Source organism: Oceanococcus sp. HetDA_MAG_MS8, from assembly GCA_019192445.1.
Lineage (GTDB): Bacteria > Pseudomonadota > Gammaproteobacteria > Nevskiales > Oceanococcaceae > MS8.
On the sequence record JAHCMK010000003.1, the window covers coordinates 263,864 to 285,399 of the forward strand.

The following is a 21,536-nucleotide window of genomic DNA, read 5'->3' on the forward strand; positions in this document are numbered from 1 at the left end:
TTAAACCGATGATGAAGCTTGTGCGTGCTCTGCTGAGCCTGACGCTGCTGCTCATGGCGGCCATCTTGGTCCTATGGCACTGGCCGAGCAGTAAAAGTCACTACGCCGACGCGCTGCTCCAGCCTCAGTCCCCCCGCTCTGCAACGGGTCTGACGATGGCCTGGGGCGGCGTCTCATCCCTGCTCCTCACCGACGGCCAGACGACCCTGGCCATAGACCCGTTTTACAGCCGCCCTGAGGGCCTGGTGAAGCTGGCTCTGAACCAAGCCATGCAGCCGGATCCCGAGGCCATCGCAGCGGGGTTGGCGCGCGCGGGTATGACCGATGTGGATGCGGTATTGGTCTCGCATGCCCATTACGATCACTCTATGGACGCGGGAGTTATGGCCCAGCGCTACGCCGCAAAGCTCTATGGCGGGCCTTCCGTGATGCGCATAGGCGAGGGCGCAGGCCTGGCTGCGGAGCAGCAGATTCGCGTGCGGCCGGAGCAGACCTACGCCGTCGGCGATTTTCGGCTGCGTTTCATCCCCAGCGCTCACGCCGGGGCTACGGGAGGTTACCCCAGCGGCGACATCGAGCAGCCTCTGGTCCCCCCACAAGGCTATGCCGCCTACAAGCTGGGACAAGTGTGGAGCATTCTCATTGAACACCCGCATGGAACGATCCTGCACCATGGCAGTGCTGGCTTTATCCCCGGCCGTTTGGCGGCAGCGGCCATCAACGCTGATGTGCTTTTGCTTGGGGTCGCACTCGTCGAGGACTGGACCAGCTACCTGCGTGAAGTGGTCGACGCCAGCGGCGCTCACACGCTGATCCCCTTGCACTGGGATAACTTCCTGGAACCCTTCGGACCGCAGGTGCGCCCCATGCCCCTGGTCGTAGACCTGCCGCAGTTTTTCCAAGTGATGCGACAGCAAAGGCCGCAGCTGCGCATTGCTACCCTGCCGGCAGGTGACCCCGTCCTCGTTCCCATCGCATCCCCGCATGACTAGGACTCCCCTAGCGCAGCTGCGAGTTTCTTATATTGGCCCGGAGTGGGCCCTCATAGTCCATCTGAGATTCGCTCTCAGACCCGTCTTCGACTAGAGTCCGGGTGACTCGCATGGCATATCACTGCCCTGTGCTTTGGAGGGAAACATCGTCTGATGCGGCACAACCATTTTTACCGTTGGAGCGCTTTCACCCCGTCCTCAATCCAGGGCGCGGGTTGTTGGCCGCTTGTATTGCTTCACCTTCACCACAAAGCTCCATGTCGAAGCAGTATGGGGATTCAGGGGCCTACACAGACAATGGTGATGGTGGCCGCGTCATGACCAGTGTTTTTCTGACCAACCTCACATCGCCTCCGCTGTTGTGCTTTTTTCTCGGCCTCTTCGCGGCTTTGGCGCGCTCCGATTTAGACATTCCCAACCCCGTTGCCAGAGCTGTCTCCTTGTATTTGCTCTTTGCGATTGGCTTCAAAGGTGGCGTTGCCCTCTCCGGCAGCGGGTTGTCTAGCGAGGTATTGGTGGCGCTGGGCGCGGCATTGATGCTTGCCGCCGTTGTACCCGTTTATGTGTTCTTTATCGTCCGCCGTTTCGTCTCCAGCGAGAATGCCGCAGCGATTGCTGCCACCTATGGGTCCATCAGTGCAGTGACCTTCGTGACCGCGACCAACTACCTTGACAGTCTGTCGGTGCCATGGGGAGGCTACTTCGTTGCCGCGATGGCGCTGATGGAGGCTCCGGCAATTGCTGTGGGGTTGTATCTCTACCGGCGTGCCAATGCCGCTAGTCGGCCTGCGCAAAGTCCTGAGCAGTTGTCGGCTGGAGGCATCTTGCATGAGGCCCTGCTCAACGGATCAGTCGTGCTGATTCTGGGGGCCTTAGTCATCGGCTGGCTGAGTGGCGAGGACGGCATGGCGCAGCTCAAGCCTTTCGTCAAAGCGCCATTTGTGGGGATGCTGTGCATCTTTTTGTTGGATATGGGCTTGGTCGCGGCGCGGCGCCTGAAAGATGTGCTGCAGCCTGTCAAAGGTGCGCGACCGTTGTCACCGGCGCTCCTGGTTGTCTTTGCCATTGGACTGGCGCTTATCAACGGTAGTGTGGCCTTGACTGTGGCTACACTGGCTGGTTTGCCAGAAGGGGATGCCCTGTTACTGACTATTCTTGGGGCAAGTGCATCCTATATTGCGGTACCGGCAGCTATGCGGCTTGCTCTACCCGCAGCCAATCCGGGGATGTATCTCACGATGGCTCTTGCGATTACCTTCCCCTTTAATATTCTGGTCGGCATTCCGTTATTTCATCATGCGATCCGCTTAGTTTCGGGCGCCGTGAGTTAGGCCTGAGGAGAATTTCGTACCATGCTCAAGCCCTGCAAACGCATCGAAATTGTGATTGAGCGCTCCCAGCAGCGCAGCATTGCCGATGCCCTAGAGGCCTTATCGGTGAGTGGCTACACCGTCATCTTCAATGCCGGCGGCTGTGGCGATCGGGGGCCGCGTCGAGCCGACGATGTCACGGATACCGATGAAAATTGCGTGTTCATCATTGCCACCGATCAAGAGGCGATGGTCACTGCTATCGTGACGATGGTGCAACCGCTACTCAAGCGTTTTGGTGGACTCTGCCTTGTGACCGAGGGGCAGTGGCTTTAAGTTGGTATTCGCAACTGCCTCGTGTTGATAAGGAGATCCTTAGCGCAGAGCGCTTTATCAGTCAGCGGTGGTGAAATGCCAAATCATGGGCTGCTCCATACGGCCGGTTTCGGGCCCGCGGCGGTCGTAGAGTTGAGTGGTGACGACGACGGTGTAGCGATGCTTTGGTTTGAGTTCTTGGTTTTTGAGCTTGATCCGAAAACCGTGGGCGGACAGCGGACTCGCCCATGGGGGAAGCTGTTGATATTCCACCTCTAGCTCTTGGCCCGATTCATCGAAAACGGCGAAGGGCGTGTCTAATTCTTCAAAGCGGCTGCCCATACTGGCTGACAAGCCCACATAGATGTAGCGGTCGGCCTCGGGAGCGGCGGCATCTTGGCAGACAGCGAAGGGGTTATCGCCTGTATCGCAAACCTTCCAGGGCACATTTCGCTCACCTGGACGGGGATGAACCGCCGTCACAAAGGGCGGCATAGCCTCATTCGGCCCATCTTGAATACGGCTCCAGAGGTGCTCATAGTAGCCAGCAATATATTTGGCCGCGTCATGGATTCCGCCAGAGCCGGTGAGGTAATTGCTCACCGCGTAGGGCATCTGCTGGCGGACGCGGGTGTAATCGGCAGCAGAGGCCAGGCGTTCGGCGGTGACCAGCAAGCGGGTTCCTGCTGCCGCCATTTCTACATCAAACTGACTGAACTCCCGGCCACTTCGCCGGTAGGCCTCGAGCAAGGTCTGGGTGGGTGGAAAAACTAACAGAGGGATCTCCTCCCAGATCCACTGGTCCCGAATCGCAATCACATCCATGGCGTACTCCACGCCATTAATGGCGGAAAAGCCGGATTCCAAAGCATCAAAGGCGGTGTCTCCTAGCACGCTGCGGAGCATCTCCCCCACGCTAGGGTCGGCACCTGGTGGGATGGTGTCGAGGATGGTGTGGGGGCCGGTGCCCTCCATTTCGCCGCGTTGGTAGACCGTTGGCTCGAAGAGCGCATCCCAGACTTCATCCCCCATGCCGTGTGCGGCTACGCCCATGGTGAAAGCCACCAAATAACCACAACTGTCACTGATCTGCAGCGCTGGTGGGTCGATATCGTAGGCGCGCAGTGACGGTAGGGGGACTAATTCGCGCCCTAGCTCATTCATCAGCCAGTCCACCGTGCCACCAAGTACAGGCAGGCTGTCCCAGGGGTCGTCCCCGAGCTGGGCGCAGCCGCGTTCATGAGCAATGGCAGTGAGATGATTCACATAGGTATCCCAGTGCGCTGTTTCAGCCAGGTCACGGTGTTCTGCGATGGCTAGCCCAGTAAAGTAGCCCCCATCTGGGAACATGGCGCCGGCAATCAGTGCAGGCCTATGCGCTTCGAGTAAGTCAGCCAGAGGGTGCTCAGGGGGCAGATGAAAGCGAGCGAAGTCGCCCATCATTGCGTGCGAGCTCATGCCTGCGGCCCAGGCGCTAGTGAGGCTGCCGAGTAAGCAAACTAGGCCAAGGATAATTGGCGATACATGACTAATTCGCATAACGATTGAAGTGCTCGTACAGGCTGCGGGCGTTCTTGCTGTCCACCGGTGAAGGGCTTGGACTTGCGGCCGGGGTTGGGGTCAACGAAGGCAAGGTTGTGGGTGCGATGCTCGGCATAGGCGAAGGAGATACGCTTGGTATCGGCGCTGGAGTTGCTGCACTCGTAGGGCTTGGTTGAGGTGTTGTCGAGGGCGGCGCCGATGGCAGTACCGAGGGCAGCACTGTCGGCACTGGCGTCGCCTGATCCTGCGAAAAGGATGGGGCTTCATCAGTATTGTCTGTACAACTGGCGAGCAACAAGGCACAGCCGAATAAAATGACGCGCATGGGGTTCTCCACAACTGCTTTCAGTATGCCTCGTTCATGTGACAGCTCAACGACGATGACGTCGACATAGCTGCAGATTGTTTTTCCACATATGGTCACCGATTGGCACAGATGGTGGATGGTGGGGTGACAGCAGGGCTGTCCTTGGCAGTGCCGTTCCAGCCTGGAGCTAGTTCGTGTGAGAGTTCTCCCCATAGCTCAGGGCGAAAATGGTGTTGCCCCAGAACGCGCAGCTCATGCCTGTGCCGGAGGATCATGGCCACATTAATCTGCGTTCATCTGCGTAAATCTGTGGCAAAAAAAGCAATCTCAATCACTGGCAAGTGAGCCGCAGATTGGCGCAGATTTACGCAGATTGTATTTCCACAGATGGCCACCGATGGGCACAGATGGGTGGATGGTGGGGTGAAAGCGGGGCTTGCCCTTGGCGGTTCCATTCCAGTCTGGAGCTAGTTTGTGTGGGAGTTCTCCCCATAGCTGAGGGCGAAAATGGTGTTGCCCCAGAACGCGTAGCTCATGCCTGTGCCGGAAGTTCGCCGCCTGCTTAATCTGCGTTCACCCGGGCTCTTCTGTGGCAAACATGACGACGACATTGGAACTGAGAAGCCAGCCCTGCAACGTTGATCAACACAAGCCTAAATGTGAGTAGCCCGGCAACGTCGACTGCGGGCGCATTGCCGTCATTTACCCGCTCGATCATCTTGGTTCGGTCCCTGCCCAAAACGTGACGTTCAGGGCGACAGCGGGACGCTAGGCAGCATCCGCGTTCGGAAAGTCCTTGGGTAGGCCCTCAGTCCATTCCTTGAGTTGATCGAGTACCCCAAGGGCAGTACGGCCAAAATCGGTGATTTCATAGTGGACAGATACCGGTGAGGTATCCACCACCCTCCTGCTGACCAGGCCCTGGGCCTCCAACTGCCGCAGCCGCTCGGTAATCATTTTCTTGCTTGCGCCGCCAATCATGCGCGACAGGTCATTGAAGCGCACTGGGCCATCCTTGAGGTGATAAATGATGGACCCCGTCCATTTGCCGCCGAGCACGCGCATACCACGCTCAATAGCACAGGGTTCCATACAGGCCTGCAGCGCATGGCGTCTGCCCTGATTGTCCGTTTCAACACTTGCTTTCATCGGGGATCTCGAATCTTGTGCAACCTCATAACCTATAGGTTACTAAAAATATACTGGTTGTTATTAGTAACTTAAGTCCGTATTGTCGCCACCCGTCAGCAGGCCGTCAAATAACTTGGCCTGCCACTTTTCCAGCCCCCCGATACGAGGACCACCATCATGAGCAAGATTCTGATCATCAATGCACACCACGCCTATCCGTTTGCCGAAGGACGCCTGAATGGCAGCCTGGTGCAGATGGCGGACGAAATCCTGACCTCGAAAGGTCATGAAACCCGCGTGGTGAAGGTAGACGATGGATACGACGTCGAACAGGAACTGGAGAATCACCAGTGGGCGGACGTCGTTTTGCTGCAAACGCCGGTCAACTGGATGGGCGTGCCGTGGACCTTCAAGAAGTACATGGACGAGGTCTACACGGCCGGCATGGGAGGCCAGCTCACTAATGGTGATGGTCGTCACGAAGATGCACCGAAACAGAACTATGGCGCAGGCGGCACGCTGAACGGCAAGAAGTACATGCTCTCGCTCACCTTCAATGCGCCGGAAGAGTCGTTCAATGACCCCAGCGAGTATCTATTCCAGGGCAAGGGCGTGGATGACCTGTTTTTCCCGATGCACATGAACTTTCGATTTTTTGCGATGGAGCCGCTGCCTACATTCGCTGCTTACGACGTCATGAAAAACGCGGAGCCCGAAAAGGAATTTGGGCGGTTCTCGGCGCACCTCGCCGAACACTTCTGAGCCGGGATCAGGAAGATTCAACAACATCCAGGAGATCACAATGAAATCACCCCTTATCCATGGCATCCCTCTCTGCGCATTCTCAGTGATCGCGCTGGCCGCGAATCTCGTGCAAGCGGCCGATTATCCGGCTGCGCACATGTCCTCGCCGGAGCAGTACCAGCTGCTGCTGGAGAATGAACAGGTGCTGGTTCTGAAAATGACCCTCAAGCCAGGCGAATCGGATCTTATGCACAGCCACCGGGACGAATCGGTGTACTTCGCGCGCGGCGGGAAACTCCGAATTCAAGAGGCGAATGGCGAGCTTATTGAAGCCACTGTGCCCGACGGCCATGTGATGTGGCACCGCGCATGGTCACATCAGGTGACGAATGCGGGAAGCACCGACGTTGTGGCGATCATTGTGGAGGAGAAATAGATGTTTAGCTATCGCACCGCCGAAACGGCACCGCAAGAGTCCAGAGCTCTGCTGGATCAGCGCGGCAAATCACACACCTGACGTGAGGAGAGGAATGATGAACACAAAAATTGAAGCCGGCTCCAAGTTCCCGAACATTACGGCGCTCAATCTTGAGGGCCAGAGGATCGAAATCGGCACACCCACCAACGGGGCCGACTGGCGAATGGTGGTGATCTATCGGGGAAGGCACTGCCCAATGTGCACCAAGTACCTCAACAAGCTGGAGGAGCATAGGGAAAAGCTGCGGGAAACCGGTATCGACCTCGTTGCGGTTTCTGCAGACAGCGAAGCACAGCTGCGTTCCCATTTGGAGGAGCTGAATGTGAATTTCCCGTTGCTCTACGGTCTGCGCGTCGGACAGATGCAGCAGCTGGGTTTGTACATTTCAGATCCACGGTCTCCGCAGGAAACCGATCATCCGTTCGCCGAGCCGGGCCTCTTCATCGTGAATGAAGACGGTCATCTTCAGGTGGTCGACATCTCGAATAATCCATTCGTGCGGCCGGATATCAAAACGCTGGCGTCTGGCCTAAAGTGGATTCGCGATCCCAAGAACAGCTATCCAATTCGAGGCATGCGTAGTTATGGCGACTGAACGTTGTACGTTCCCTGTTTGCCGCCAAATCCTAGTAATCCAAACCTAATGAACGTTGTAACCGAAACGCCAGAACTTGAGGCGCTATTTGCTGACTGGGAAAAGGTGATCGGTCCGGACTTCGCCGGGTACCGCAATCATGTTTACCGCATGCTCAACTACTGCCTGCTTCTTCATGATTGCAATGATGAGGACCGACAAAAGCTGGCCATCGCAGGCGTGTTTCATGACATCGGCATCTGGACAGCAAGCACGATTGACTACATTGATCCATCTGCAGCAGAAGCTTCTCGGTATCTGGTCGATAGCGGTCTGGAGCAATGGCAGGAAGAAATCTGCCTGATGATCACCGAACACCATAAGTTGAGTTCGGCCGAGGATGTACGTTATCCCCTGGTGGATGTGTTTCGCCGGGCCGATCTGGTCGATTTCTCTTTGGGGCTGTGCAAGTGCGGCTTGTCAGCAAGCCAGATCAAAGCCGTACAGGCGGCACTTCCCAATGCAGGCTTTCACCAAGGCCTGGTGCGCAAGGCTCTGCGGTGGTTTATCCGCCACCCATTGAATCCGGCGCCCATGTTTAAGCGGTAGTCGCGAAATGCCATTGCGCACCCAAAAGATCACAATGACCGACATATGCCTGCTCGCGGTTGTTTGTGGCAACCACCTGTCAGTTCCGTTTTAGGCACTGACCAGTCTTAGGCCAGGAACTTTCTCTTTCCGTTGGCATAACCGGCGAGTTGTGGCGGCGTCATCTCCAACTTCAACGCTGTTGCCAGCAAACAATGTCCTCAGCAACCAGCGGCTTCATCACAGCCCTCTAGGCGTTGATGGCAGTCGCTGCGGGGGCGGGCTCGCCTCGCTCGCTGCTACGAGGGAGGAACTTGACCTAGGATGGGCGCATTCACTTGTTGCAAGAATCTCTATGTCGCCTGTACTTCATCGCGTTGTCGTTATTGCCTTGTTGTGGTCGTTGTCCTCTTGTGCACTGCTGCAGCAGGTTGTGCAGGCACCCGATGTGTCGGTCACAGATATGCGGCTGGCTAAGGCCGGGCTATTCGAGCAGGTTTTAGAGTTTGATTTGGAGCTGGACAACCCCAACGGGTTTGCGTTGCCCTTAGCGGCCATGGAGTACACCTTGGTGGTGTCGGGTGTGGAAATTGGCCGGGGAGCGCAAACCAAAGCATTGAGCCTGCCAGCTTATGGCCAAGCCACGTGGCCAGTGAATTTCAAGGTCAACAGTCTGAAGCTACTGCAGGGTGTGCTGAGTGAAGGAGCCTTTCAGGGGCGGGACTATCGCATTTTTGGCAGTTTTCGCCTTAGCGAGTCGTCGCGTTTGCCGGCTATTCCTTTTGAGCAAAGCGGCCAGATCGGCTCCTAGTCCTGTTTGGGCTCAGACCGCATGAATACCTCGGTTGCTCGGTCTGATCAGGCTTGCCTCTGCGGAAGCGGCAGGACCTATGCCCGCTGTTGTCAGCCACTGCACCGGGGCGAACCAGCGCCTAGTGCGGAAGCCTTGATGCGCTCGCGCTACACCGCCTATGCCTTGGCATTGGATGACTATGTGCTGCGTTCTTGGCATCCACGCACACGGCCCGCCAGCATCGAGCATGAGCCCGGTACCCGCTGGCTCGGGTTGCGGGTGAAATCGGCGCAGCAGTCTGCTGCGGATCAGGCAACCGTTCGTTTTGAAGCGCGATACCGGGTCGGAGGGCGCCCCGCCGTGCGTATGCGCGAAACCAGTCGCTTTGTTTGTGAGGGCGAGCATTGGTATTACCTCGATGGTGACATCCACAGCTAGTGTCCCTGGAGGGCAGTCCGGGCTGAACCCCTGGAATGTCAGGAGCCTGAGGCCGAACGGCTTTGCTCAAACTCCAGTAACCAGGCTTTAACCTGGGTGCCACCGGCAAACCCTGTGAGCTGTCCTTGGCTGCCCACCACGCGGTGGCAGGGCATGATCAGGGGAAGTGGGTTGCGGGCGCAGGCCCCACCCACAGCGCGGGCAGCGCTGGGTGGGCGCAAGGCCGCTGCGAGTTCGGCATAGCTACAGGTGTGGCCGGCAGGAATAGTCTGCAGCGCTTGCATCACTCGCCATTGAAAAGGGCTCACCTTCGGCGCCAAAGGGCAGTCCCAGTGGTCTTCGGCACCGTCGAAGTAAGCTTGAATTTGGGCGGCTGCTTGCGCAAAGCCCTGGGGCACGAGGCGCATATCCGCGGTAGGCTGCCAGATGGCGCTTTGCTGAGCGAATAAAATTTGGCTCAGCGCCGGTTCTGGTCCGATGAGTGTGAGCTGGCCAATGGGTGTGTCCAGATGACGGTAGTGCATTTAATGGTCTCCAGTAGGGGCTTGCCACAAAGCCAGCACGGCATAGGCTCGCCATGGCCGCCAGGCCAGTGAGCGTTGCTCGCAGGCGCGTTCGCTCAGGGCTTTGCCGGGCTGGCCCAGCCGTTGCCGCAAAATGAGGTCGCCAGCGGGCCAGGCGTCGGGGTCGCGCAGTCCACGCATTCGAATGTAGGCCAGTGTCCAGGGTCCAATGCCATGAATGGCGGCCAAACTGGTCAAGATCGCCTCGGGGTCATGAATCCATTGGGCATGCGGCGGGTTGGCAAAAAGCTCTCCGAGTGCGTGTAGCGTGTGTTGCCTTGCCTGGGGAATTCCCAGCTCGGACAGCTCAGCATCGCGTAACTGAGCAGGCTCTGGAAACACGGTATTCAGCGGTGGAGGAAGCTCGTCCTTGGCCTGTCCCAGGCGTGCCACCAAACGGCCGCATAAAGTGCGGGCTGCCGCTACGCTGATGCGCTGGCCTAGAACAGCGCGCACACAAATCTCAAAAAGGCTCCAGCCACCGGGGACTCTTAAGCCCGGAGTGGCCTCTAGGGTTTTGGCCAGTCGGGAGTCGCCTCCCAAGATCGCGCTGATTTCCGTAGGCATGGCGTCTAAATCGAACATCCGGCGCAAGCGCCGGTGCACCTGCGCAAGGCATCGGCTGTCCGGATGATGAACGCGCGCTTGCAAGGGAGATTCGCCGTCTGAGGGGCCATGGACTTCCAGCCAGCCCGCCTTGCCGGCAAATAGAAAGCTGCGTTTGTAGCAATGGTCGGCAACCTCTTCGACCCCCGGAATAGCCCGTTGCTGCCAAAACTCCAGCAGCTTTTCCCAGGGCAGCGGGGGGCGGTAGTCCAAACGCAGTTGCAAGCCTTGCGACGGGCGCATGTTCGTCCGCAGGGCCGAAGGTGGATGGCCGTAGCGCTGCACCATGGCATGACGTAGCCGGCGCGCGCTGCCATAACCGCTGGCACGCGCAATCCCTTCCATGGGGTCTGAGCTGCTCATGAGCAGCCTGCGCGCCAAGAGCAGGCGATGGCTGTGAATCACAGCGGAGGGGGATGCTCCCAAATGCGCCTGGAACAGTCGCTGAAGATGACGACCGCTCAGACCAAGTCTGGACGCTAGCTCCCTGGCCTGCAGATCAGGCTGCTCATGCAGGGCTTCCAAAGCGGCTTGGACCAGTGGCGGCTGCCAGGGCCAGTGCGGGTGACCGGGCGCCCATTCTGGACGGCAGCGTAAGCAGGGTCGAAAGCCAGCATCCAGAGCCTGCGCAGCCGTGGCGTAAAACTGCACATTCTTCGGGTGTGGAGGACGCACCCGGCATACCGGACGGCAGAAAATTCTCGTGGTCCGCACCGCTGTGACGAAGCGTCCGTCAAAACGGGTGTCGCGGGTTTGGTAGGCACGAATGCAGGTAGTCGGATCGAGCGTCATGGCCAACACTCTAGCCGGTTGTTGGCATTCCAAGCGGACGAAGTCGGACATGAAATCCAAGCCGTTTCGGGCCGGCTGCCAAGCCCATGCCGGCGGGGGCAGGCTTATCGCCAGGTCTTACAGCTAGCAAGAGCATCCACCCTGTAAGGCGGATGCTTAGGATCGGCCCGCAGACTCCTGCGCTTCCCTCGGCAAGACCCCCACCTGGGCGGTGCGGGTGATTGCCTGCAGCACCTGCACCACCGCACTGTCTTCCCCGCGCGCCAGGGCATCCATGTCCACGCCGTCAAACCAAGTGTCATAGGCTAGGTTGAGTGTGAGTTGCAGCTGCTGGCCCGGTACGGACAGACTTTGCAGTGCAGGAAACCGGCGCTGTACCGGGCTTAGACTACGACTGGTACGTAGCTCAAACGGTGTTTGCTCTGGGCCGTAATGCCCTTGTAACAGCACACTGAGGCCGAGCAATTGTGGGGCGTCCTGCAGCCCCACAGCATCCTCGTCGGCCGCGAAGATGCCCCAGTCGCTGCCGCAATAAGTCTGCGGCAAGGGACTGATCAGACCCAAAGCGAGGGGGACATCATCGGCGCGGAGTAGGTCCACGACCGTCGGCGTGCCCAACCGTGTGGGGCTGGCAGGGATGTGCGCATGCGCTCGGCCTAAACCCATCCAGCTTGGCCAGTCCCAGCGCACAAAGCCAGGCTGGTCACAATCCAGGCTCAGGTCCGCCCGCGAGGGTACTAACCAGCCGGCGGTCAGCCGTATTTCTACGCCTTCCGTGGTTGTCCATTGCTTAGGGCCAGCGGGTTGAGGATCGTGATTGATGGGCTGCGTTTGGATGAACCAATCTGCTTGCAATCCGCTGCGCAATTCTCCATCGCTACACGCGACCAGACCAATGCTGATCGCCGCGATGCCCAGGCCATAGGCGAGTGTGTTGCAAAACCGGCTCATGGACATTGGTCATGCATGGGAATGTTGCCGAAGGGGTCGGCAAATTCCGGGTTGCAGACAAAATCCCAGTCGGTCAGCGCGCTGAAGAAATTCAGCAGGTCATCCAGCTCTTGTTCGCTCAGCACGAAGCCTTGGAGCAAGGGATCTTTCCAGGGGCTCTGAGCGCCGTCACCCTGCTCTGGGCCGGTCTCGATGCGCCGCCCAGCGCGCGCGTAGTGTTCGGTGATCACATCTTCCAAAGTGGCGATGGACCCGTCATGCATGTACGGCCCGGTGAGCTCAATATTGCGCAAGGTGGGGGCGCGGAAGCGGCCCATGTCGCTGGCATCTTGAGTGAACTCGTACAGGCCTTGATTACCGGCCGGATAATTGCCGTTGCTCAGGGGGAGCCCCGGTCCAGGACCGGCGATGTTGTAGAGACCATTGTTTTTAAACTCGATGGTTTCAAGGATGGTGCCGTCATGCTGCACGCTTTGCGCAAAGTTGAAGGCTCCATGGCAGTGAAAGCACTCCAAGCGCTCGGAGAAAAACAAAGCCTCGCCCCGCCGCACCGATTCCGACACGCTTCCGCTCCCATTGTTGGCCTGATCTAATGCCGATGCGCCGGAAATGAGTGTGGCGACGAAAGCGGCCGTGGCACTGGCTACGTTATTGACCGTGTAGGGGTCTTCTTGATCTGGATAGGCTTTGGCAAAGAGCTCTTGATACAGGGGGTCGCGCGCGAAGCGCGCCAGTATTTGGGCTTCATTGTCCGCCCAGCCTAGTTCCACCGGATCATCGGCAAACATCACCGCCAATGCTTGCTCACGTAGCGTGCTCAATGTGGGGTTCGCCCAGTTTTGGCGGGCGTTGTACACCACATTGGTCAGGCTCATGGCATTGCGCGGATGCACCCCGCCGGTGGGGCCCGTTGAGGTTTGACGCCCATCGCTAAAGGCCTTGCGCTGTTCGTGACAACTGGCGCAGGAGCCGGCCTCATTGATGGACATGCGGCGGTCATAGAAGAGGTGCCTGCCCAGGGCCACCTTCTCTACGGTGAGGGGGTTGTCTGCCGTTCGCGGCTGCGGAAATCCCGTGGGCAACTTGAGTGTCAGAGGGGTCGTGGCCGTATTGTTGGGGGCGGCTGAGCCGCCCCCACCCCCGCAGCCCAACAGGGCAAGCGAGACCATGACCGCGAGCAGCGGTGTTTTCATTGTGCGGGCTCCAAGGCAAACAGCACCGGCTGCATGCGCGGGATGATGTTGCCGTTGAGAGGGTAGTCCAAGCCGTGGCGCGGCATGATCTTGCTGCACTCGGGGTCGTTAATGAAGCCCATGCAGCCGGGCGGTGTGCCCTGGGTGTTGGTGCTGAGGTCGGTCTCCACAACCAGCCGGGCGGGGTCCACTGTAATCGCACGGCCGGCCTGAATGGCGGCGAAGTCCAGGCAGTATTCCGGCGTATTCGGTTGGCTACAGGCTTGATCGGGTGGTGCTGCGCGGCCTTCGCCTTGAGCGCCATCGGTTCCGCCGGCATTACTGCAGCCCGTACTGCCTAGGTGGAAGTTATACGCGGTACCACTGCCGTCCGCCTGTAATTCAGCAATGCCATCGATTTTGAGAAACTTGCGTCCGCCCCGCCAAAACCAGTTCATGGCCGGTAGGTTGAGGGGGCTGGGCGTGGTATCGGCGGTCACGTCACTATGATTCAGAGCAAAGGGCACACCCAGGGTGAAACAGAGTTGGGCATAGTCGCCCGCTGGGGCGCTGCCTTCCAGTTCTAAGTTTTGTTGGCGGCTGCTTTGCGGTACGTCACATCCGGCGACTTCACCGAGCAATGCCACCGAGTGATCGGCATCTTGGTAGACCAAACCTCGGTCGTCGGGCATCAAATCCAAAGGTGTTCGATTGCCGGCGTCGTCAACCAGCGCAAACTGGCTTAGGTACCAACGAAAATCGGTGGCGCGATAGCTCTGTGTCGGTCCGGTGCCCATGCCGGTGTATTCGCCTTGGCAGCGAAAGTCTTCGCCGGCGATCTGGGGGGAGAACTTCATAGCGACTGCCGTGCTGAGGTCGTCGCTTTCACTACAGGCTGCAAGCAGAGTCAGGCCAAGAATGGCGACGGCACTGCGCGGGAAAAATGGAGTGGTCATCATTGTCTGTCCAAAGTTAGATGTCATAGGCCAGCGCAAAGAGCACTGCGGTGTCTTCACTTTGCTGGCCATTGAAGTTGTCAAAAAGCGGGGTTTGTAGTCCGGCGTTGAGCACCAGTTCTTGGCCGATGCGCCAGGCCACAGCGCTGCGGGCCATGACGAGCAGGCCGCCGGAGTCGGGGTCGGTGATTCCATCGAAGGCATTGCGCTGGGCATAACGGCTATCCAGGCCCAGCTGCACCGCCCAGCGTGGCGCCAGGGCATATTGGCCAAGAATGCTGCTCACGACGGCATTGCCAGGGCTGAAGCCTTGATCACCGTCGCCAAAAGCAAAGCCAATTAGGCTGGTACTCAAGAACCAGGGATAGCGGTGATAGGCGTACCAGCCACCCAGCTTGGGAGCGAGGGCCCGGGCATCGGGCTGCACATCAATGTCGAGCAGTTGGCCGCGACGGTCGCGGATGCGTTCGGCTGTGGGCAAGCGCAGCCCTGCATGCAGACCGGCCAGATGACGACCACTCAGTGGGCCGGAGCGAAACGCGACGTAGCGCAGGCTCAGATCAGCGTCACCGAGCCCTGTGGCTTCCTGCTGCTCCAGCGAGGGCAGTTTCAGGGTTTTGCTCACATACGGCAGTTGTAGCGCCACGGTCCAGCGTGGTGATGGGCTATAGCTCACACCCACGCTACGCCGTTGCTCGCGTACATCTAGTCGTCTGGCGCTGCCTCTGGCTCCCTGAGATTCCTCCCGCCACTGCCAGTCCAAGCCTAACCGTAGCCGGTTTGAGAAGGCTTTTTCGGTCCCCAGCAGGGTGATGGTGGGATCACCAGCCTTGCAGGTGGAGCAGCTCCAAGCCGCCGGGGCCCAGAGCAGGGAGAGGGCTAAAACCGCCAGCAGCCTGACGGTGGTCAATTGATGCATAGGTGCAATCCGCAAGCTGCACGGAGCGCAAACCCCGTGCAGGTCAGCCTAGTCTTCCGCCGCCAGAAGGCGGTGCGCCATCGCAGCGGTTGAGAAGATCGTCGAGAGAATCAGCTCAGGACAAAGGGCGGTGCGCGGATGGCATAGTGGCGCGGATGCGCCTGCACCACCAGACGGGTGCGTGACGGCGCTGCGTAGTGCTCGGGTTCCGCCACGCGAATGCGTGGGCCGGGCATGGTTGGTAAGGCGGCGGCTTGGGCTTGTACACAGCCCAAACACGGGCTGTTGGCCCGGTTGTCGGGCTCCTCCAGCAACTCTCCGGCCAAGGCCAGCGCCTGTTGTTGGAGTAGCGCAGCATTGCTGCCGCAGAATGCTGCGAGCAGCGGATGATCTGCGGCTTGTGGTTGCGCGTGAACCCAAGGCACAAGGCTGCGTAGCGCGATGGAGAGCGCTAGTAACCAAACCAAGGCCGTGGAGTGAGTACGCATGTTTACATTATGCCTCAGCCCTTATGCGGCTGACTGCCTGAGGTGTTTCAGGGGGAAGTGGCGGCGTTGATGCTCCAGTCGTAGCCGTAGCCGTCGATGTCTTCCACTTTGCTTAAGCTCTGCTCCAATGGCGGCTCGGCATACTGCCGTAGGTGCTCAATGACCTGGGCTTCGCTGCCACCAAAGTCGTCGCGGAACCACTTGTAGATGGTCGATACGAAGAGTTCTCCATCCTCGAAGCGAACTCCGCGTGGGGCATTGACGAAGCGTTTGGCGCTGGCATCAAGCATCGCGTCCAGTTCATCGGCGGTGTAGGCCTGGGTCGCCAGGCTGGGGCAGCCCAGGGAGGCGCAGTTCACCGCGTAATGAATGCGGGGGTCTTGCCAAATCGGGCGCAAGATGCGGTGTTCGATGTCGTTCAAGCTCAACTCTTCGCCCATCACAGACCATTGCTTCATGTCCCAGGGGCCAAAAGCAAAGAGGTGCGGTTTGATCTTGGTAATGGATGTCACTGGCCAGTTGTCCAGTATCAGTTGGACGGTGGCGGCGTTGTAGAAGTTGATCCAATAGGCCTTTTGGACTTTGCGGCTGTACTCGGCAATAGGCGTTTGTTGCAGGGCCAACAAGTAAGCATCGAGAGCGTTTTTGTCAGCCTCGGTAACGGCTGCGTAACGCAGGAGACGGGGCTCCGCATCGCCCACCAAATAGCGATTTAAAAACTGTTGCCAGGAGCTGTGATCAATCTGCGCAGTGGATTGTGGGTCGTGCGCAGCCCATGTCTCCCATAGTTCTGCCTTGGGGCCGGCGGCCGCATGTTGGGCGACAAATATCAGTAGAGCGGTGACAAGGGATTGCAGCATCACAGGCGCCTTTTTCGTGGCGGAGGGCTTGGGGGGCGTAGGCTCAGACAAGGCATAGGAGCGCTCGTTCCCCGGTGGTTTTGGCATCATGCACGCATTCGATAAAAAAACCACTTTTGTGGGAAGGGGTTCAACCATGGGATCAGCCTTGTTGGCAATCGACCAAGGGACCACCAGTTCGCGGGCTATTGTTTTCGATCTGGATGGCCACCGGCTGGGTTCGGCGCAAAAGGAGTTCGCTCAAATCTATCCCCAATCGGGCTGGGTTGAGCACGATGCCAGCGTTATTTGGGAGGACACGCTGGAAGTGTGTAGAGGGGCGCTGCAGGACGCAGGCCTCACAGCCAAAGACATCATCAGCTGCGGAATTACCAATCAGCGCGAAACGGTGGTGATCTGGGATCGGAGTACGGGTGAGCCTATTGCCAATGCCATCGTTTGGCAGGATCGCCGCACGGCATCGATGTGTCAGGAACTGCGCCAGAAAATCACCGAAGATGAGCTTGCCGAGCGTACCGGCTTGCTCTTGGACCCTTATTTCTCAGCGACCAAAATCCGCTGGCTATTGGATCAAGTGCCTGGTGCTCGGCAGCGCGCCGAAGCAGGAGAGCTGGCCTTTGGCACCATCGACTCCTGGCTAATTTACAAACTCACGGATGGTGCGGTGCACGCCACGGACGCTACCAATGCCTCGCGCACAATGCTGTTCAACATTCGCGAGCAACGTTGGGACCCGCTGCTACTCGACCTGTTTTCGGTGCCGGAGGCATTGCTGCCCGAGGTGCGTGATTCTGCCGGAGATTTTGGTGCGATTGAGGCCGGCTTGTTAGGGGCCGAGGTGCCCATCGGCGCCGTACTAGGAGACCAGCAAGCGGCGACGGTGGGGCAGGCCTGTTTTGAGCCGGGCATGGTGAAGAGCACCTACGGAACCGGTTGCTTTGCCGTTCTCAACCTCGGAGCCGAATTTGTTCGTTCACAGAACAAGTTGCTCACGACCGTAGCCTATCGCCTGAATGGAGAGGTGACCTACGCCCTAGAGGGCAGCATTTTCATTGCCGGCGCCGCAGTGCAATGGTTACGTGACAGCTTGCGGCTCATCGGGCATGCCGCCGATACCGAAAAGCTGGCATCCAGTGTGGAATCCACCGGGGGTGTGTATTTGGTGCCTGCCTTCACGGGACTGGGGGCGCCTTATTGGGACCCGGATGCGCGTGGCGCGCTGATTGGCCTGACCCGCGCTAGCGGCTTTGCCGAAATTGCCCGCGCTGCCTTGGAGTCGGTCTGCTACCAAACCCGCGACCTTATGGACGCCATGGCTGCGGATGCGAGGCCTGCACGCAGTCTGCGTGTGGATGGTGGAATGGTGGCCAACGACTGGCTGGTGCAGTATCTTGCCGACACCGTGCGCTTACCCATCGAGCGGCCTCAAGTGCTGGAAACCACGGCACTGGGTGCGGCTTATTTTGCGGGCTTAAGCGCTGGTGTTTATGACTCATTGACTGATATTGCCTCGCGCTGGCAGGCCCAGTCAGAGTTCCAGCCCTCCCGTGAAGTCAGCAAAATGGAAAAGCGCTATGCCGGCTGGCAAGCCGCGGTACAGCGTGTACTAACCCAAGCCGAATAAGGTCCGCCATTTCATGAATGCCATCCCCGGCTTGCCGGTGGCCGTTGTCGTGGTACTTGCTGTACTGGCATTGGCAACACCCTGGTTATTGCCAGACTCCAGAGCGCGTGCAGCCTGGCTGAGACTGGCTGTAGCCGCGGCGGCGTGGGCGGCAACGACGGCGTTGTTATGGCAACAGGTGCCGCTGCTGGGTCCGCTTTATTTGGGTCTGAGCGCGGTGTTGGCGTGGCAGTTTTGGCGGCTGATGATTGCCATACTGCAGTTGGAGCCTCGCCGCCGTTGGGCACTGTTGGTAGGGCGCGTCATCCTCGGCGTAGTCCTGGCCACATTGTTGCTATGGCCAGAGCCTTTGGCTGTGCTCGAGCACGAGTCGATCCGCTGGCGTCCGGTGTACGCGGTGTATCTCGCGATGGGTTGGTGCCTGACCGTCATGAGTTGGGCTTTGGCTGAGTGGGTGTGGGGCTTATGGTGGCCTCGGGAGCGTGCTCGTCTGTTGCCCTGGGGGCTGATCTTGCTGCTGTTGGTTTGGGGCCTGGGCATGGACCTCATTGCTGGGGCCGAGGTCCACAATACTCCCGTCCCCCCCTTGGGCAGCTTGCCCCTGCTGGGCGGAGCCATCCTCGGTTGGTGGCTGATCGCGCAGCGCGCGGGCCCCTTTCCTCTGCTGGGGGAAATCCCGCGGAACGCCTTTTCTCAAATGCGTGACCCCGTGCTGCTGGTGGACGGAGCGCAACGCGTACAAGCTGTCACGCCCGCTGCCTTGGACTTGCTAGGAAGACGCTACGGAGCTGTGATTGGCCAACGTTTGGCCGCGGTGCTCCCTGGCAGTCCGGAGGATGGCGCGATTTGGGAAGGCCCTGTGTGGTTGCCCGACCATTCCCGGCCCGACGGTGGGTTGTGGGTGCATGCGGCCGATATGCATGCCGAGAATCGCCAAGCCATTGCGCGGGTATTGCACCTGCGCAGTGGCTTGGAGTGGCCAGGCGGCGCCATTGCAACGCAGCGCAGCGCGGCGAGAAAACTGCCCTGGGTTGAAGGGGCGCATGTGGGGCGCTTGTTGGAGTCGGCGCTCCAGCGATACGGCATGGGACGCCAGAGCCTGGCGGCCAGCTTGCATGTGGATTACGACTGGTCGCGAATGCAGCAAGAGCATGGCGAGGCTGTGCTGCAAGGGCTTCTGGAGCGCTTGGGCCAGCGTTTGAGGGAAGTGTGCGATTGGCAGGTCGATTGTTTGCGGCTGCACGATGGGCAGTTCCTGCTACTGGTCACCGACCTCACTGGTGTTGAAGAGGTGGAGGCGATTATTGCCCGTGCGCAAAATTTGCTGCGCGAGCCCTTCGTGCTGGCGCGCAAAAAGTGGCCTCTACAATTACAACTCGCCTGCGTACCGGATTTGCGCCTATACCGGCATGTTAATGACTGGTTGGGCGATGCCAAGCTCGCGCTGCAAGAATCCCGTGGCCAATGTGTGAGCGCTGCACCGCGCGCTGAGCGGCGAGCGTCACTGACCTTGGCCTTGGAAAAATCTTTACTCAACGATGGTTTGGATTGGCGCGCAGAGCCGGTGCTGAATGTGACCACTCGTGAGGTGGCCGCATGGCGCTTGCAGCCCCATTGGACGCCCGAGCCCGATGTGCATTGGGGGCCACAGCGCTTGCGCCAAGCTGTTGAGGCTTTGCACATGGAGCGCGCCCTGTATCAGCTGGTCCCAGCGCAGCTACAGCAATGGTCGGAGATGATTTGGTTACCACTGCCTCTGGAACATTTGGCGGCTGCCCACAAAGGTTTGCGCGAAGCCCCGTCCGGGCTGCTTCTAGAGTTAGATCGTCTCGATAACGAGACGCTACGCCGGCAAGGCCTGCGAGCTAGCTCCAGTGACTGGCAATACCTAGCTCCAGCGCAGGCAGGGCGTGGCTTTGGTTTTGGCTTGGAGCCTCGCGTTTTACGTTTGGATGAAGAGCTCTGTTTGCCGGGGCTGTGTGACGATTTGGGACGTCAGGCTTTAGTGCGGGGCTGCCGGGCGGCGGCCAAAGTCCGCAACCAAAGGTTATACGCCGCTGGAATTAGCTCACGCGCAGATTTGCGTGTGCTTCGCGAATTGGGTGTGGATTACGCTAGTGGACCGGCTATTGGTGTGGAAATGAGTATGCGAGCGGCCATGGCCTATTCCCCGCCGCGCGCCTGATTTCCCAGAGGGCTCTGTTGTCGTCGGACAAGATAGCCCCTGCAAGCGAATGACTTTGAGACTTTGAATGTGAGATGCCGAGGCCTCTGCTGCCTTTGGGCCGCAAGGGCTGTGACCCGCCCGAGTCGCGGCGACTACTTCGCAGCCACCAGAGTCGCTGTTACGGTCTGAGCCACGGTCATCGATGACAAAGTCGCCTCCATCTGCTTATTCACAGAGGCGCTGAGGCTATCCACCAGCTGGCTTTGAATATGAGCCAAGGCATGATTGCCCTGCTGCGCAATGGATTCCCCCAGTTCAATCTGTTGGCGGTGATCAAGATCTGACTCTGCGGCCGCGATGCCGCTGGTCGTGAAGAGAGTAGCGGCGATCAGGACGTTCTTAATGGATGCGTACATGGTTGGCTCCGGCAGTTTCTGAGGGTGTCGTAGGACTTGTGTCCCGGCGACTTGTGGCCAGATTGCCGTAGCGGCGGGCCTCAAGCTTGAAAAGGCCCTGAAGAAATTCTTAAGAATTTCTGAAGTGTATTTTCCTTCTATTAATCAGCGTGTTAGGGAAGCGCTGAAGACATCCGCGAGCCTCAGCCAGATACAGCAGCTGGTTTGCTAGGTCTATCCCCAGCGCGTATTTTTGCAGCCGCGGTCCAGTGCAGGTCCAACCCACGCCCAGTCCAAGTCCAGTCCAGTCCAAGCCTATTCCAAGCCCATTCCAAGCCCAGTCCCTGGACTGAGCTTTGGACGCACTCCCGCGGCGCAGGCGGGTGTGTCAACGGCCGTCAGTGGCTGTTGGTCAACTGCCGGTGAAAAACAGTGCGACGGCGCAAGCCAAAGCGCCAGTCCACACAATGGTCCGCGCCAAGCCCCAATCCAGGCAATACAGCACCCCATAAATCAGACGCAGTACCACCCAGCTAAGGGCCAGGGCATTGATCGTGGTCTGCTCACCGCCGCTGAGCTGAGCAACAATGACTCCTGCGGCGAATATTGGAAAGGCTTCAAAGGCATTTTGCTGGGCCCAATGGGCACGTTTTCGGCGGCCTTCAAGAGTTTCAAGAAACTCTCTCGGGTTTTTATTTTCGGCCGGCCCCAACTTATGGCTACCGGTAAATTTCGCCAGCCCTGTCCAGATCAAGGGCATCAGGCCGCCTGCCAATACACACCAATAAGCGATGCTCATTACGATTGTTCCTTGTGAAGTTGGTTGTTTGC

Annotated in this window: 23 protein-coding genes; 11 read left to right on the forward strand and 12 right to left on the reverse strand. The window is 58.9% G+C overall.

Annotated elements, in window-relative coordinates; translation table 11 throughout:
- Window positions 1-8 precede the first annotated feature (8 nt).
- From KI787_07045 to KI787_07055, 3 genes are all read left to right on the forward strand, one after another.
- The gene (locus KI787_07045) at window positions 9-992 is read left to right on the forward strand and encodes an MBL fold metallo-hydrolase (protein ID MBV6629703.1); all 984 of its coding nucleotides are present in this window, start codon (window positions 9-11) and stop codon (window positions 990-992) included.
- A 317-nt stretch (window positions 993-1,309) separates the two neighbouring features.
- A complete protein-coding gene (locus KI787_07050) occupies window positions 1,310-2,323 on the forward strand; it encodes a sodium-dependent bicarbonate transport family permease (GenBank protein ID MBV6629704.1) in 1,014 nt (337 codons plus the stop codon).
- Between the two features lie 21 nt (window positions 2,324-2,344).
- Window positions 2,345-2,638, forward strand: coding sequence for a hypothetical protein (locus KI787_07055; protein MBV6629705.1), 294 nt, complete (start codon window positions 2,345-2,347; stop codon window positions 2,636-2,638).
- Window positions 2,639-2,695: 57 nt separating this feature from the next.
- Here KI787_07055 and KI787_07060 read toward each other — a convergent pair whose 3' ends face one another.
- Together KI787_07060 and KI787_07065 are read right to left on the reverse strand one after the other, a co-directional pair.
- A complete protein-coding gene (locus KI787_07060) occupies window positions 2,696-4,075 on the reverse strand; it encodes a hypothetical protein (GenBank protein ID MBV6629706.1) in 1,380 nt (459 codons plus the stop codon).
- A 1,159-nt stretch (window positions 4,076-5,234) separates the two neighbouring features.
- Window positions 5,235-5,615: a helix-turn-helix transcriptional regulator gene (locus KI787_07065; protein ID MBV6629707.1), complete on the reverse strand. Its 381-nt coding sequence runs from the start codon at window positions 5,613-5,615 to the stop codon at window positions 5,235-5,237.
- A 159-nt stretch (window positions 5,616-5,774) separates the two neighbouring features.
- On the opposite strand from KI787_07065, the gene KI787_07070 reads away from it, so the two are divergent.
- From KI787_07070 to KI787_07095, 6 genes are all read left to right on the forward strand, one after another.
- Entirely contained in the window at window positions 5,775-6,359 is a 585-nt protein-coding gene (locus KI787_07070) for an NAD(P)H-dependent oxidoreductase (GenBank protein MBV6629708.1), read from the forward strand.
- A 40-nt stretch (window positions 6,360-6,399) separates the two neighbouring features.
- Complete coding sequence (locus KI787_07075; protein ID MBV6629709.1) at window positions 6,400-6,777, forward strand: hypothetical protein; 378 nt, start codon at window positions 6,400-6,402, stop codon at window positions 6,775-6,777.
- A gap of 97 nt (window positions 6,778-6,874) precedes the next feature.
- On the forward strand, window positions 6,875-7,414 hold the full coding sequence (locus tag KI787_07080; protein ID MBV6629710.1) for a redoxin family protein: 540 nt from the start codon (window positions 6,875-6,877) through the stop codon (window positions 7,412-7,414).
- Window positions 7,415-7,462: 48 nt separating this feature from the next.
- Entirely contained in the window at window positions 7,463-8,002 is a 540-nt protein-coding gene (locus KI787_07085; protein MBV6629711.1) for an HD domain-containing protein, read from the forward strand.
- Between the two features lie 334 nt (window positions 8,003-8,336).
- A complete protein-coding gene (locus tag KI787_07090) occupies window positions 8,337-8,792 on the forward strand; it encodes an LEA type 2 family protein (GenBank protein MBV6629712.1) in 456 nt (151 codons plus the stop codon).
- Between the two features lie 21 nt (window positions 8,793-8,813).
- Window positions 8,814-9,212, forward strand: a complete 399-nt coding sequence (locus tag KI787_07095) for an SEC-C domain-containing protein (GenBank protein MBV6629713.1) — start codon at window positions 8,814-8,816, stop codon at window positions 9,210-9,212.
- Between the two features lie 38 nt (window positions 9,213-9,250).
- On the opposite strand, the gene KI787_07100 is transcribed toward KI787_07095, so the two are convergent.
- The 8 genes from KI787_07100 to KI787_07135 form a co-directional block, all read right to left on the reverse strand.
- Complete coding sequence (locus KI787_07100; GenBank protein MBV6629714.1) at window positions 9,251-9,736, reverse strand: methylated-DNA--[protein]-cysteine S-methyltransferase; 486 nt, start codon at window positions 9,734-9,736, stop codon at window positions 9,251-9,253.
- Entirely contained in the window at window positions 9,737-11,224 is a 1,488-nt protein-coding gene (locus KI787_07105) for a DNA-3-methyladenine glycosylase 2 family protein (protein MBV6629715.1), read from the reverse strand. It abuts the gene before it with no gap.
- 105 nt (window positions 11,225-11,329) lie between these two features.
- On the reverse strand, window positions 11,330-12,124 hold the full coding sequence (locus KI787_07110; GenBank protein MBV6629716.1) for a hypothetical protein: 795 nt from the start codon (window positions 12,122-12,124) through the stop codon (window positions 11,330-11,332).
- Window positions 12,121-13,317, reverse strand: a complete 1,197-nt coding sequence (locus KI787_07115) for a di-heme enzyme (protein MBV6629717.1) — start codon at window positions 13,315-13,317, stop codon at window positions 12,121-12,123. Before KI787_07115 ends, KI787_07110 begins: the two co-directional genes overlap by 4 nt.
- Window positions 13,314-14,255, reverse strand: a complete 942-nt coding sequence (locus tag KI787_07120; GenBank protein ID MBV6629718.1) for a metallo-mystery pair system four-Cys motif protein — start codon at window positions 14,253-14,255, stop codon at window positions 13,314-13,316. The genes KI787_07115 and KI787_07120 overlap by 4 nt, the downstream gene beginning before the upstream one ends.
- A gap of 13 nt (window positions 14,256-14,268) precedes the next feature.
- On the reverse strand, window positions 14,269-15,171 hold the full coding sequence (locus KI787_07125; GenBank protein MBV6629719.1) for a hypothetical protein: 903 nt from the start codon (window positions 15,169-15,171) through the stop codon (window positions 14,269-14,271).
- Window positions 15,172-15,281: 110 nt separating this feature from the next.
- Window positions 15,282-15,659, reverse strand: coding sequence for a hypothetical protein (locus tag KI787_07130; GenBank protein MBV6629720.1), 378 nt, complete (start codon window positions 15,657-15,659; stop codon window positions 15,282-15,284).
- Window positions 15,660-15,706: 47 nt separating this feature from the next.
- Window positions 15,707-16,519, reverse strand: coding sequence for a DUF547 domain-containing protein (locus KI787_07135; protein ID MBV6629721.1), 813 nt, complete (start codon window positions 16,517-16,519; stop codon window positions 15,707-15,709).
- Between the two features lie 136 nt (window positions 16,520-16,655).
- On the opposite strand from KI787_07135, the gene glpK reads away from it, so the two are divergent.
- Both glpK and KI787_07145 read left to right on the forward strand, forming a co-directional pair.
- Complete coding sequence (glpK, locus tag KI787_07140; GenBank protein ID MBV6629722.1) at window positions 16,656-18,143, forward strand: glycerol kinase GlpK; 1,488 nt, start codon at window positions 16,656-16,658, stop codon at window positions 18,141-18,143.
- Window positions 18,144-18,156: 13 nt separating this feature from the next.
- Window positions 18,157-20,328, forward strand: coding sequence for a diguanylate cyclase (locus KI787_07145; protein ID MBV6629723.1), 2,172 nt, complete (start codon window positions 18,157-18,159; stop codon window positions 20,326-20,328).
- 134 nt (window positions 20,329-20,462) lie between these two features.
- On the opposite strand, the gene KI787_07150 is transcribed toward KI787_07145, so the two are convergent.
- Window positions 20,463-20,726, reverse strand: coding sequence for a hypothetical protein (locus KI787_07150; protein MBV6629724.1), 264 nt, complete (start codon window positions 20,724-20,726; stop codon window positions 20,463-20,465).
- A gap of 391 nt (window positions 20,727-21,117) precedes the next feature.
- On the reverse strand, window positions 21,118-21,504 hold the full coding sequence (locus KI787_07155; GenBank protein ID MBV6629725.1) for an MAPEG family protein: 387 nt from the start codon (window positions 21,502-21,504) through the stop codon (window positions 21,118-21,120).
- Window positions 21,505-21,536 lie beyond the last annotated feature (32 nt).